The 12680-nt window shown below is 40.8% G+C and carries 11 protein-coding genes and 1 pseudogene; 1 reads left to right on the forward strand and 11 read right to left on the reverse strand.

Going from position 1 to position 12680, the window contains the following annotated elements; all coding sequences use genetic code 11:
- Positions 1-290 precede the first annotated feature (290 nt).
- The 3 genes from E2I05_RS01670 to E2I05_RS01680 all read right to left on the reverse strand — a co-directional run bounded on the left by E2I05_RS01670 (position 291) and on the right by E2I05_RS01680 (position 3159).
- Positions 291-2114: a hypothetical protein gene (locus tag E2I05_RS01670; RefSeq protein ID WP_145964461.1), complete on the reverse strand. Its 1824-nt coding sequence runs from the start codon at positions 2112-2114 to the stop codon at positions 291-293.
- 267 nt (positions 2115-2381) lie between these two features.
- Complete coding sequence (locus E2I05_RS01675; RefSeq protein ID WP_121851830.1) at positions 2382-2864, reverse strand: SycD/LcrH family type III secretion system chaperone; 483 nt, start codon at positions 2862-2864, stop codon at positions 2382-2384.
- 70 nt (positions 2865-2934) lie between these two features.
- Positions 2935-3159, reverse strand: coding sequence for a hypothetical protein (locus E2I05_RS01680; RefSeq protein ID WP_121851831.1), 225 nt, complete (start codon positions 3157-3159; stop codon positions 2935-2937).
- 88 nt (positions 3160-3247) lie between these two features.
- Between E2I05_RS01680 and E2I05_RS01685 the strand changes: the two genes are divergently transcribed.
- Entirely contained in the window at positions 3248-4108 is an 861-nt protein-coding gene (locus tag E2I05_RS01685; protein ID WP_121851832.1) for a virulence factor BrkB family protein, read from the forward strand.
- Between the two features lie 687 nt (positions 4109-4795).
- On the opposite strand, the gene E2I05_RS01690 is transcribed toward E2I05_RS01685, so the two are convergent.
- From E2I05_RS01690 to E2I05_RS01725, 8 genes and pseudogenes are all read right to left on the reverse strand, one after another.
- Positions 4796-5155, reverse strand: coding sequence for a diacylglycerol kinase (locus E2I05_RS01690; RefSeq protein WP_121851833.1), 360 nt, complete (start codon positions 5153-5155; stop codon positions 4796-4798).
- A gap of 71 nt (positions 5156-5226) precedes the next feature.
- A pseudogene (locus E2I05_RS01695) lies at positions 5227-6473 on the reverse strand (ABC transporter permease).
- The gene (locus tag E2I05_RS01700) at positions 6470-7672 is read right to left on the reverse strand and encodes an efflux RND transporter periplasmic adaptor subunit (protein ID WP_121851835.1); all 1203 of its coding nucleotides are present in this window, start codon (positions 7670-7672) and stop codon (positions 6470-6472) included. The pseudogene E2I05_RS01695 and the gene E2I05_RS01700 overlap by 4 nt, the downstream one beginning before the upstream one ends.
- On the reverse strand, positions 7669-8883 hold the full coding sequence (locus tag E2I05_RS01705) for an efflux RND transporter periplasmic adaptor subunit (RefSeq protein ID WP_121851836.1): 1215 nt from the start codon (positions 8881-8883) through the stop codon (positions 7669-7671). The genes E2I05_RS01700 and E2I05_RS01705 overlap by 4 nt, the downstream gene beginning before the upstream one ends.
- Complete coding sequence (locus E2I05_RS01710; protein WP_121851837.1) at positions 8883-9896, reverse strand: HlyD family secretion protein; 1014 nt, start codon at positions 9894-9896, stop codon at positions 8883-8885. Before E2I05_RS01710 ends, E2I05_RS01705 begins: the two co-directional genes overlap by 1 nt.
- The gene (locus E2I05_RS01715; protein ID WP_121851855.1) at positions 9889-10572 is read right to left on the reverse strand and encodes an ABC transporter ATP-binding protein; all 684 of its coding nucleotides are present in this window, start codon (positions 10570-10572) and stop codon (positions 9889-9891) included. Before E2I05_RS01715 ends, E2I05_RS01710 begins: the two co-directional genes overlap by 8 nt.
- A 240-nt stretch (positions 10573-10812) precedes the next feature.
- Positions 10813-11025: a transcription antiterminator/RNA stability regulator CspE gene (gene cspE / locus E2I05_RS01720; protein WP_121851838.1), complete on the reverse strand. Its 213-nt coding sequence runs from the start codon at positions 11023-11025 to the stop codon at positions 10813-10815.
- A 294-nt stretch (positions 11026-11319) separates the two neighbouring features.
- A complete protein-coding gene (locus E2I05_RS01725) occupies positions 11320-12663 on the reverse strand; it encodes an MATE family efflux transporter (protein WP_121851839.1) in 1344 nt (447 codons plus the stop codon).
- Between the last annotated feature and the right edge of the window lie 17 nt (positions 12664-12680).

Raw genomic sequence — 12680 nt, forward strand, 5'->3', positions numbered from 1 at the left:
TCTAGCGATTTAGAAAGTACCAATCTTTGTCATGCCAGCGAAGGCTGGTATCCAGTGACTTTTATAAAAAAAACAAAGGCACTAGGGTCTGTTGATCTTTCGTGATTGTTTTTGCAGCGATAAATTGGTTATTTTATGCAAGGCAGAGTTTGTGAGGTTTGGTTATTATCGACATACAAAACTGTCGTTACTTCGTTTCTTGCCTGCGCTGGAGTGACGAGAACTCATCGGTATACTTTCTTCTGCAACTTTCCTTAGTTTCTTATTTAAGAACCTGCGACTTAAAGAAATCACCAATCAATCGTTAAATCGCGAGAGACCAATCTACAATCTAGCTCTTTTTGTTGACAAAGTTCAGGGGCGGCCTGAATAAGCGGCTCCAGTTTATCCTTTAACGCATCGGGCAAGGTATTAAACGCGGCAATATAGGCATTATTTAGCCGTTTAAATTGAGCGTTTTCCTCTTCTAATTGCATACTTCGCTGCCTGAGCCTTTTCATTTCTCGTTCTGATTGCTTTTGAATAATCATTGTATTGTCTGAATATGCGGTACTGGCTATTTGCCGTTGGTGCATTGCCTCTTGAATTTGTTCAGCATCTTGATGGCTACTTTCACTGGTAGATTCTTGAACGCTGACATTTTCCTCGTTTGATGCATCATCACAAATATTGTCACAAATGGATTCAACTTTACCTAGAGCGCTGTCTATCGTGTCAACAAGTTCCACTTTTTCACCGGATGAAAGAGAGGTACCAGCTGTAAAAATTAATCGGGTGGCAATGGTCGCCGATTGAGCTCTTTTATCAGACTGCTTTACTGTGTGGTGCCGTCTAATTTGCCGCTGATACTCTTCATTTGCAATCCAATCCCATCCATAGGGCAGACCATCTTGTTTATTCGCTTTTAATTTCCAGTCTTTATAAGCATGAACCGCATCACCGATCGCAATCACCAAACTGCCACCCACAAAAACGACCAAAGGGCTTGCTGCTCCCATTGAAGTTGCCGTGGCAGCAACAGCAACGCCAAACCCAAATAATGTAATTGGTATTTTAACAATCTTACCGATAAAACTGTTTCTTGCATGTTTCACTTGAGATCTGTGCAACTGGGTAAGGGCATCTCGCGCCTTTTGTGTCGCTGCTTTAGCATCAGATACGTGGGATTTCATTTGTTCTGGAGCTAATGATAACGTTACTTGCGAAGGGGAGAAAATATGTTGCCCCCTTATGGATAAGTGTCGCTTTGATGTTTGTCTTGATCTAGATGTTTTCGCTTCAGTTAACATCATCTCCTGAAACTGCTCTTTAATATTCCTATCACTGCTTTCTATCAATTTCTCCCATGCTTCTATACGCTTTTTTTGTGCTTCCCGTTGTAATTCTTTAGTTTGAGTATAATGTTTTGCTTTTTGAATAACCCCCTGAAATTCATCATGGAACTCTTTTTCAGCTTGTCTTTGTTGATTTATCAACAAATCCAACTGTAGGTATTGTAGTTTTATTTGGTCTAATAACTGCTTTGCATTTTTTTTCTTGTTGGCAAGTTGTTGAACAGACTCTTCTGTCTCTGACAAGCCTGACTTTTCCAAAAACATCGCCGTTAATTGTGTCACCAAACTGGCTAATGGCGTTGTAATATCACCCGACTCGAGTAAAAAATCTTTTCCCGTATCAATTGCCCACAAAATTCCCACAGTAAAGATTACTTTGACAACAATAGCTGACCATTTCGCGGCGGTTTGCATTGTATTTTCTTTCAAATGAAACAGCTTAACGATGAGATAAAAGAAATTACCTAAACTATCACTCTTCATTGGCAACCCACTTTCCCCCGACTTTTGACTTTGCCAATCCGCAAAAGCACAAGCCGCATCTGATATCGCGATGAGAGTTAAAGGGGTGAGTATTGCCGTAAGTAAAGCCCCAGTGCCACCAGTTAAGACGGTAGGTATGATTGACAATAACAGACTGCCCAGAGAAATGCCGGCGACTACAACCTTCAAAATAAATGTTCGTTTGGCTAAATTGACGGAAGCTTTTTCAGCATCGATCAAGGCTGAACGAGCATCCTTTTGTGCCTGTTCGATCTCTTCATTGATTTTTCCTGTCATTTTTGATCTTACATGGTGTAAAGGTACATCTAAATGTGAATAGGTAGATTCAGAAACTATTGCCTCTTTTTTTGATTCAGAATGTCTAACTGACGAGGTGGAAATTGATGAAGGAGATGGCGGAGGTGGAGTAACCTTAAAAATAGGTATCGAACCAGTGAAAGAGTCCTCTATGGCCATTAATATATGGCCTCTATTATGTCTATTATCCTAACCGCTTGTTTTGTCATGGCTGTACCTCAAAGAGCAGAAACAACCATCCTTGGATTACTTATTGAGTTCCTCGAGCAATTTACGAGCATGTTGTCCGACTTCATAATGCTCTGTTTTCGTAAAACTCTGAGAAATTGCCGTTTGCAAAGCATCAATAGCAGCAGCCTCATCGCCTAAACTAATAAAGCATTGGGCAATGCGAAACGTAGCACCGGGATCACAGGCATCCATGACTAACGCATAACCATAGAAATTCATCGCATGAGTATACTCACCAAGCCAATGCAAAGTTGAACCTAATGCCATATGAAATCGACGATCCCAAGGCTGGTGCATGACCAAATAGGTAAAATCTGTAATGGCTTCTTCTGGTTTTTGCTGATTGTATTTTTCTAAACCATTAGCATAAACTTCTTCTAATTCAGTACTAGAAATACCATTAATTTCAGCTAATGTTTTATGCTCAACCAAAGCAAGCTGACATGCTTCCTCCAGTTTTTTAATATTAACTTTCCACTCAGTATCATCTTGTGTCATACATAAACTCCCATCAGACTGTAATTTGAAAGCAACAATAAACAAAGGATGATCTAATAATAGATGCTATTTACTGAATGTCTCTAAACCGAGCTGCATCAATGATGCACCATAAGTGACAAATCACGCCTACCAATAAAGGAATCATAGCCCACCAAAAAAAATAACAAACTGAAATAAAAATAAAAAATCCTATGGCTGCAAATATTCTTCCTTGAACTAAATGTCCTAAACCTGGAATAAAGAAATTCGCTATTGCTGCGATAACATTTCCAGCAGATCCTTGAGTTGACATAGTTTTTCCTTTTGGTTGGACAATATTAGCGTCAATACGATAGTCTACCGCCACGGTATCATCTCTAAAGGATTTGGAGATCCAACGAATGAAATGGCTAAAGAAAACTACATCGACACAATTTTTCAATTTAACGTTTAGTTTCGGTTTACACCTTAAACAGAGACTTAAACAAGATCAAATTAATATTATCGCAGGCCACTTAACCTACGTAACATTGCTTTCTTTAGTGCCGATAATTGCTGTTACCATGTCTATGCTTTCCGTATTCCCTGTTTTTAAAAGCATTCGGGGACAAATTGAAAAGTTCATTTATGATAACTTTTTGCCATCGACTAACGACACAATACAAGTTTACATAAACAGCTTCGTAGACAATGCTTCTAAAGGCACATCTGTAGGTATCATTGCATTAGTCATTGTGGCATTCATGCTGATTTCCGCTATCGATAAGGCGTTAAACAAAATATGGCAAGTCACCAAGAAACGCCGCTTAATCATTTCGTTTTCGATGTACTGGATGGTGCTTACTTTAGGGCCCATTTTCGTGGGTGCCAGCTTAGCTGCGACATCATACGTTGTTTCATTAAAGTTTTTTAACGATGGTCAATTAGCTGATGTAGTGCCATTCTTTATCAGTCGACTTCCAATGTTATTTTCAACCGCAGCATTCTTACTACTTTATTTAGCCGTACCAAATAAGCAAATTAAATGGACTCACGGATTAATAGGTGCTGCGACAGCCGCTATTTTGTTTGAAATGGGGAAAAAACTTTTTACTCTCTATATAACACATTTCCCGACTTATGAAGCGATATACGGCACACTGGCGACGATCCCTATTTTATTTGTTTGGGTTTATATATCTTGGTTAATCGTGTTATTTGGTGCGGTCATTACCTCTTCTTTACCAGAGTTTAATGGTAAGTTAGAACACGAAAAACAATAATTTTTGTACTCGATGCTGCAATTTTAGAGCTTGATAAAAAGTTGATTTGACTTTATAGGTCAAACTACTGCAGCGACTCCATGCTAAGGTATCCGAAGCATAATCTGCATCACAACAGCAGTTTGAAGTGTTATACCAATTACAGTAATTAAATGCTCAACTCAGAGCTATGTATGTGCTCAAAGTGCAATCGAAATTGATGAAGATATAGTTGCTCTACGTCAAGACAATTTTGAGAAGTAATTTGAGTACATACAAGCTCCCAAAGGGCAAGACTAGAGGGTTCCATTATTGCGTTACAAGCACTTGAATTATCTCGACAAAAGCACTAGGTGCGTTGAACGCCAGCTTTGTATGGCGGCCGTAGGGAATATAGTACTTCGAGCTTGTGCCTTGCACTCAAACCCTTTAGCTCTTGCTGAGTGAGAGATTAATTACTGTAATTGGTATAACATCAAACTGACTGGCATGAGGTAAATTTGAAGGACTTTCTGTGAGCATTTTTAGCAGGCATAACGGCCAGAAATCATAGGTTCACTATATCATTTCTGGTCGAAATCGAATGTATCAAATAGAGGAGGAAAATTTAGATTTAGTGATTGAGGCAAAAGGCATGTTGAAGTTGATGATCGAGTTTAGGTGCTATTAAAATCATGCTGTTATAGATTTCGTAACGCAATTCTCTGGTTAATTAAAAAGAATAATCACCCAAGAAAATGCCGCAAAACAGCAAGCCACAAAAACTGCCGCAGAGCCAATATCTTTCGCACGACCACTTAATTCATGCATTTCGCTGCCGATGCGATCAATGGCTGCTTCAATAGCAGAGTTAATCAGCTCAACCAAAATGATGATAACCAATGTGGCAATCATGAATAACTGTTCAAGCAACGTGACATCCAGAAAAAAAGAGCCTGCGGTTAATATGGCAGCCAAACAAACCTCTTGACGAAAGGCCGCTTCAAATTGCCAAGCGGCTTTCAATCCTTTTATTGAATAGCCGGCTGCGTATATGATCCGAGTAATGCCTGTGCGCCCTGGTTTCATTATCATTTCCCCTGTTCAATTTGTGATCACAACGGCTCTAATTTAATTGTGCTCGTGGGTATCAATTTTGACTAATCTCGCTGCAAAGCAATGATAGGATCGAGCGATGCAGCTCGCTTCGCCGGATACAAACCAAAACCCACACCAATCGCCATACACATGCCAAACGAAATTAATATCGAAAATAACGACCAAGCCACGGGCCAGTTCGCCACCGTCGAAATAAGCAAAGCAATCAGTAAGCCCGCAATCATGCCAAATAGCCCGCCTGTCGCTGATATTACAGTACTTTCTATCAAAAACTGTCTTGAGATATCAATTTTTTTAGCACCTAATGCGCGCAGTAATCCGATTTCTGCGGTGCGCTCTAAAATAGTGGCAAGCATAATGTTCATAATACCAATCCCCCCACCAGTAAAGAAATTCCTGCAACACAAGCCATAACAATATTGAAAATTTGCTGGGTCTTTTGATGTTGTGCCAGTAAATCTGCAGGTACAACAATATCAAAATCTTGCTCGCCACCATGTCGACGGTTTAATAAATGCTGTAGGCTCTGTGCGGCTAGTGATGGATTGACCTTATTGATTAAGGAAAATTTGATGGAGTCCAGCTTGTCTTCAAGGAGGGTGAATTGCATTTTTTTAAGTGCCGTTGATAATGGAATAAACACTTGGTTACGTTCACCGCCAAGCTTAACCCCTTTAATGCTGGATTTGGCTTTACCTGAGTCTGACAGTACTCCAACAACATTATACCATTGATGATTAATCTTGATTTTTTGATTAACGGCACTCCCTTGTGGAAACAAACTCCGTGCGGCTTCGGGGCCGAGAATAGCTACTTGCTGAAAATGGCTATCATCACTTTTTGAAAAATCACGTCCTTGAGTTATTTTCAATGACGAGAGTTGAAAATAGTTGGGGGTAATGGCCGATACTTTTGCATCACTGCGACCATGAAAGCTAAACAAACTGAACACTTTGACTTGTTTCGATGCGCTCCAGTGACCAATAAAAGGTAAAGTATCTACTACGCTAGTCGCATCTTGCAGATTTAAGCCGATGCTGTGCTCTCTGACTGATTTTAATCCTTCCCCTTCAGACTTACGGGCGTTTACCACAAGATTATTGACACCCATGGATTCGATCATTCTTAATGCTTCACGCTCAGCGCCTTCACCAACACTAAGCATGGCGATTACCGCTCCAACCCCAAATATCATTCCTAATAAAGTTAATGATGTACGTAATTTATGATGACGCATTTCGACTAATGCGTGTCGAATGCCCTGAAGGTACTCAGTAAATTGGATCATACTTGGCTCCCTGCTGGTGGCACCGTGAGTGACACGACATCACCGGATTTTAGACCTTCAATAATCTCGGTGCGGTTTAAGCTGCGTTTACCAAGGATAATCGTTTGTTTGATGAAACCCGCTGGGGTTTTCATATATACCCAGTATTGGCCTTCTTTTTGGAAAAGTGACTGGTTAGGCACAGTTAATACATTGTGTTTTTTAAGGGCGATGATTTCAGCATTGACCTGTCGGCCCGGTTGCATAATTTTCGGTATGGTTTGTTCCAGTTGCACTGTGATGTGGAAATAATTAACAGGACTATTGTGATCTTTAGGTTGAGCTAACGCATCAATTTGACTGACGGTTCCCACAAACGGGCGATTTGGATAAGCATCAAGAAACACTTTGGCTTGCTTGCCGACTTCAAGCCCTAATGCTTCCGATTCAAGGACGTACAAGGTTGCTTGCATCTTAGAAGTGTCAGGTAAGAGCCCAATAGCCATACCGCTCCACACCATGTCTCCAACAACGGGATCAATACCATTCCAACTGGGTTTATAGACAAATAAACCGTCGTTCGGGGCAAGGATTTCCATTTTTGATAAATTATGTTGATAGCGATTAATTTTAGACTGATGGCCTTTTTTCTTTAGGTTGATAAGATCTTGCTCTGCGTTGGCTTGAATATCGTGTTGACCGACGTTCCAATCGAAATAATCCATCTTCGCCGATAAATACTCCTGATTCCGCATTTGATCGATGATATCGATTTTGGTGTAAACCTGCTCATCTTCGCTGTAAAACTGCTTGGCAAGTTGTTGTTCATCCGAGGTGACTTGTTTGTCTAACGTTAATGACTTACGTAAGGTTAAATCTGACTCTTTTTGAATATTACCATCGAGTGTTAGGCGTCTATTATCTAAGGTTTCTTTGGTTAATTTAAACTGCTCGCGTGCGGGATCAAGCCGGGCAACCACATCGCCTTTTTTGACTACGCTGAAGTTATCTTGTAGCCAAGCGATAGACTGAGGCCCTCGTAAACTATTAGGCACCGAAACCAAGGTTGAATGCTGTGCTTCGAGTTCTCCAACGGCTGGAATGATGATACTAAAGTCAGATTCAGTGACCGTAACCGTTAACACTTGTTGGCTAGAGTCACCTGAGCAAGAGGCCAGAGCAATCGGCAATAACAGCCAACAGATAGAAAAATATTTCATGGTAATATCACCTCGTCTCCGAGAGAAAGGCCGCTGCTTAACGCTACAAAATGTAAACCGATATCAGAGACTTCAACAGGGTGACGCTCATCACCAAATAATGAAGGGCGGTAAACATAAGCTTGACCTTGTTGATAATGTAGCGCTTCAACGGGCAACAACAATTGAGTTTGATTGGATGTTATATTGATAGAAACTTTGGCTGTCATACCGGGGCGCATGATGTCACTGTCAGCTTCATCAATATCCGCAATCGCGTCAAATACGACTAGAGGTATTTGGCGGCTTTTATTGCGAAAAACTGCCCCCAGTTTAACGATTTTACCGATAAAAAGTCGCTCTGGATTGGCATCGAGTCGAATATTGACGACTTGGTTTAATTTCACCCGTTCAGCTTCGACTTCTGGAATGGCCATTTTGATCTGCATGTGATCAAGATCAGGTATGCTGGCAACGGCATCGCCTGCAGACACAGATTGTCCTTCTTTCAGTTTGTTGCCCTGCTGATCTTTACCGTGCACCAACATACCGGTTTTTGGGGCTAGGATCCGAAATGCAGCAATGCCTTTTTTTAAGTCGGCGACTTCGGCGGCTTGCTTTCGTAAATCGCTTTCGAGCATAACTTGACGTTGTGCGGCACCTTGGTGTTCAAGTGTCAGTTTTTTAAGATTTAATTGGTAGTTGTCTTTGGCTATTTGGGCATCTTTTTCGTATTTGGCTTTATCAATGGCCGAAACGGTTTCGTCAGATAAATCAAACTTGAGCTGAGCTTTGTCAAAATTCATTTTGGCTTCGGCAATGTCCAACTTGAGTTGCTCAACTTGTTTTAGGTTTCTCAGTTTAGAGGTCTCAATATCTTGTTTGGTCGTGGCCAGCCGAGCTGACTTTGTCGCTAGTCGTTGGGTTAAGTCAGAGGTATCTAATTGTGCGATTAAATCCCCTTTTTTGACTAAGCTGCCTTCTGGGGCAATTTTTTTTACTTGATAGCTCCATACCCGTCTCATGATTGGAGGGGTTAGGTAAGTGGTTTTTGCAGCCACAAGCTCGCCTGTAATTTCGATGTTTTGCGGTAAAATGCCTTCCGTTACTGTCGCAGTGTTATTGGGGTTACAAGCCGTTAGTGCACAAATCACGAATGATGCAATTATTATTTTTGATAGCGAAGACCGAGCGAAATAGATAATACGACTTAATGTGTCGAAATAGTGCATTATTCACTCCCCATTGCTTTGGTTGATGCCGCCATGATGGGTGTAGTTTCAACCAATACGCTCATGCCGGGTAATAAACTAATTTGAGTGTTGTCATCGAATTGAACACTAATCTGAAACCAATTGCTTTCACCCCACGCAACTTTAGAGCTGGCTTGTCGACTGATTTTATTGATGGAACCAGAAAACTGTGCATTGGGTTTCGCATCAAGATAAATACTGACGGCTTGATTGAACTGTATTTTGTCAATATCGACCTCATTGACCCAAGCTACTATGTTGAGGTTATCCATTGCAGGAATGGATGCCACTTTACGGCCAATATTGACGGTATCACCCACTTCATATTTTTTGTTCTTCCACAAGTCTTGCTCGTATAACACGGGGCCTGAAAGTTTTGCGATAAGTGTTAAGCTGTCTAGATCTGACAAAGCCTTAGTCAGTTCCAGTTGTGATTTTTGTTTATCAATTTTAAGCTGCACGAGGGTGGATTGTTGTTTCTCTTTCGCTGCTTTTAATGCTTGTTTTGCTTTGGTCAAGCTCGACTGAGCTTTCATTAAACTAAATTGGTTATCAGCGTACTCTTTGGCGGCAATAAAGTCGGCAGGCACGGCTGCATCTAGTTGTGCTTTTTCGAGCTCCAATTGTTTTTGCTCTACCTCAAATTGAGTGGTTAAAATCGTTGAATGCAAAGAAATTGTCTGGCTTTGCTCTTGGGCATTAACACGTAACAAGTTGGCTTCAAGTTGCTCTATTTTATTGTTGATTTGACTTTTATCAAAGACCACCACATTTTGTCCAACCTCGGCAATAGTTCCTTCAGGCATCATCCATTGAATTTGGTAACGCCAAGCATCGCCAGCTTTGGGAACCGTGAATGACTGGGATTCTACCGACGCTATTTTTCCCGTCAGTAATAAAGGCGATTCATTAGCAAATGCCGCAATATTTGTCATTGATGCGAATAAACAGAATCCGAACATCCAAACACAGTGGAGTGGTTTGTTATACATCGTGACCTCTTATGTCGATTTTGGCGACTTGACCATCTTTCATGCGGATCACTCGTTGTGCGTAAGCGGCGACTTCTTCTTCGTGAGTGACTAGTATTATGGTTTGTCCAGCTTGGTGAAGTTCAGTGAACAAATTCATAATTTCAACGGAGGTTTTACTGTCGAGGGCACCTGTAGGTTCATCCGCCAATAAAATACTGGGTTTGTTCACGAGTGCGCGGGCAATGGCAACGCGTTGACGCTGACCACCGGAAAGTTGATTGGGCCGATGATCTTGTCTACTGCCAAGGCTGACACGTTCAAGTAATGACTCTGCAAACTTTCGATCTCCCGTAGCAGGTCGACCAAAACGCAGGGGTAACATGACATTATCCAGCGCAGAAAGACGAGGTAATAAATGAAAGCTTTGGAATACAAAACCAATGGCTTGGTTGCGGACAGTGGAAAGTTGGTCATCATCAAGATCAGCAACTTCTTGCTCATTTAATTGATAACTGCCACTGGTGGGCTTATCTAAACACCCAATAATGTTCATTAACGTTGACTTACCAGAGCCTGAAGGCCCCATAATAGCGACAAACTCATTTTCTTCGATGCTTAAATCAACACCGCTAAGTGCATGCACCAATTCATCACCCATTTGATACGTCTTACGTAACGCTTTAACTCTTATCATTTTATGTTTTATTTTCAGAGTACTAGCACTATTAGTATCTGATAAAATGGGCAAGATCAATCATCAAAACATAAATTTACATTAATTTATAAAAGAGTCGTTTTATTGATAAGAGCTAGGGTTGATTACAGGGAATCGTAGAGCTGAGTGTGGAATGAGAGAAGAAAAGAGTTAATTTTTGATATGAATATGTTGAACGAGCGCAAACAGTACTAACACCATTTGCGCTGACTAACAAAGTTAGATAGCAGTTACGTTCACTGCTTGAAGACCTTTCTGGCCTTGTTCTACTTCGAAAGATACTTTTTGACCTTCGTCTAGTGTTTTGAAACCGTCAGAAGCGATAGCACGGAAATGAACGAAAACGTCAGCGCCGCCATTGTCTTGAGTAATGAAACCAAAACCTTTGTCTTCGTTAAACCATTTTACTACACCAGTTGTTTTATTAGACATTTTTGTGTCCCTTATATAATTTAAATTCATAAAATATCGCTATGATGCGATGCACTTGAAGCTTGAATTATTGAATGTGACGATGAAGCTAAGAGAAAACTGGATAACAACAATAACGAAGATGTTCCGAGGCTTTACATTTACTTTATGTTTCATTAATAACCCTGAACAACAGAGCGAGGGCTATCATACGCTGATCTTGTCTATTGAAAAGGATTATTTTTGTTTTTTTGCTTATATTTAATGCGTCATCTTCGGTTTTTAGCTCCAAGCTGCTGATTATTAGTTTGAAAGTTAACTTGGCGATGATTCATTTTGAAATCCCTTCTGATAAACAAAATGTATACCCAGTGTGGCACTTCGGCTCAACATGAAGGCGCTGAGCGCAGCCCAAAGTGAATGATTGCCAAAGTCTTGCAGTACATACCAAAATGGAAAAAAGACCAATACAGTAGAAAATATCATGCTGTTTCGCATCTGTGCGCCTTTAGCTGCCCCAATGTATACGCCATCAAATAAATAACAACCGAAACTCCAAAGTGGCATTAAGGCTAGCCAAATGAGGTACTGATCGGCGATATACTTCACCTTGGTAATATTCGTCAGCAAGCTGACAAGTGACGAACCAAAAGAAAGAAATAAAAGTGCAAAGATAATTGCCATAACCGCCGACCAAAACCAAGATAATACGACGGCTTCCCTAAGTTGAACCCATGCTCGTTTTCCATAAGCTTGACCGACTTCTACTTCAGCATAATAAGCTATGCCATCTAGACCGTAAGATATAAGCATTAATAAATTTAATAACACCGCATTGGCGGCTAATGTTGAATCACCGTAGATGGCGGCATAAAAGGTCATAAAAGTTAAAGTCAATTGCAGACATAAACTGCGAATAAAAATATTGGCATTCAGACTAATGATCTTTTGATAACCAGAAGTAAAAACTTGCTTAATTAACAATTTGAACTGGTTAAACCTTAGGGCGCTAAGTTGGCGGTAAACCATGAAAGTAGCAACAAGGAAAGCCGTGATATCCGCTCCCACCGATGCCCAAGCCGCACCAGCAACATCCCAGCCTAACCCAAGAATAAACCATGCATCCAGCACGATATTGACTGAGTTCGCAATAATGAGTTGCCACATCGCTACGCTGGGCAACCGTCTTCCTAATAACCAACCGAGCATAACCAAATTGAGTAATACAATTGGCATAGACCAAATGCGAATCGAAACGTATTGGCGGCAGTAAAATTCCACTTGCTCACTAGCGGCAGAAAGACTCATCGCCATAGAAAGCATCGGTTTTTGCAGCAATACAACAATAAGACCTAGAAAAAACGCTAAAACAGCTCCTTGTACCAATAACTTACATTGTTCTTGTACATCTTGTTGTCCATGAGCCTGTGCTGTGAGACCTGTCGTCGACATACGTAAAAAGCCCAACAGCCACGTTGACATACTAATAATGGTTGACCCAAGCGCGACACCACCTAAATAATAAGCCGCAGAAAGGTGGCCAATCATGGCAGTATCAACTAAACCCAATAATGGAACGCTGATATTTGAAATAATGATAGGTAGCGCCAGCGACCACAGTCTTTGATTGTGTTGTTTAGAAAAAAGCAGTTGATACATAAAGGAATTCCAATGAC

This window comes from Parashewanella spongiae (genome assembly GCF_004358345.1).
Lineage (GTDB): Bacteria > Pseudomonadota > Gammaproteobacteria > Enterobacterales > Shewanellaceae > Parashewanella > Parashewanella spongiae.

What these genes read in the sequence shown, in the direction of transcription:
- E2I05_RS01670 (WP_145964461.1), bottom strand. Translation starts at nt 2,114, where the DNA reads ATGACAGGAAAAATCAATGAAGAGATCGAACAGGCACAAAAGGATGCT.
- E2I05_RS01675 (WP_121851830.1), bottom strand. Translation starts at nt 2,864, where the DNA reads ATGACACAAGATGATACTGAGTGGAAAGTTAATATTAAAAAACTGGAG.
- E2I05_RS01680 (WP_121851831.1), bottom strand. Translation starts at nt 3,159, where the DNA reads ATGTCAACTCAAGGATCTGCTGGAAATGTTATCGCAGCAATAGCGAAT.
- E2I05_RS01685 (WP_121851832.1), top strand. Translation starts at nt 3,248, where the DNA reads ATGAAATGGCTAAAGAAAACTACATCGACACAATTTTTCAATTTAACG.
- E2I05_RS01690 (WP_121851833.1), bottom strand. Translation starts at nt 5,155, where the DNA reads ATGAAACCAGGGCGCACAGGCATTACTCGGATCATATACGCAGCCGGC.
- E2I05_RS01700 (WP_121851835.1), bottom strand. Translation starts at nt 7,672, where the DNA reads ATGAAATATTTTTCTATCTGTTGGCTGTTATTGCCGATTGCTCTGGCC.
- E2I05_RS01705 (WP_121851836.1), bottom strand. Translation starts at nt 8,883, where the DNA reads ATGCACTATTTCGACACATTAAGTCGTATTATCTATTTCGCTCGGTCT.
- E2I05_RS01710 (WP_121851837.1), bottom strand. Translation starts at nt 9,896, where the DNA reads ATGTATAACAAACCACTCCACTGTGTTTGGATGTTCGGATTCTGTTTA.
- E2I05_RS01715 (WP_121851855.1), bottom strand. Translation starts at nt 10,572, where the DNA reads ATGATAAGAGTTAAAGCGTTACGTAAGACGTATCAAATGGGTGATGAA.
- cspE (WP_121851838.1), bottom strand. Translation starts at nt 11,025, where the DNA reads ATGTCTAATAAAACAACTGGTGTAGTAAAATGGTTTAACGAAGACAAA.
- E2I05_RS01725 (WP_121851839.1), bottom strand. Translation starts at nt 12,663, where the DNA reads ATGTATCAACTGCTTTTTTCTAAACAACACAATCAAAGACTGTGGTCG.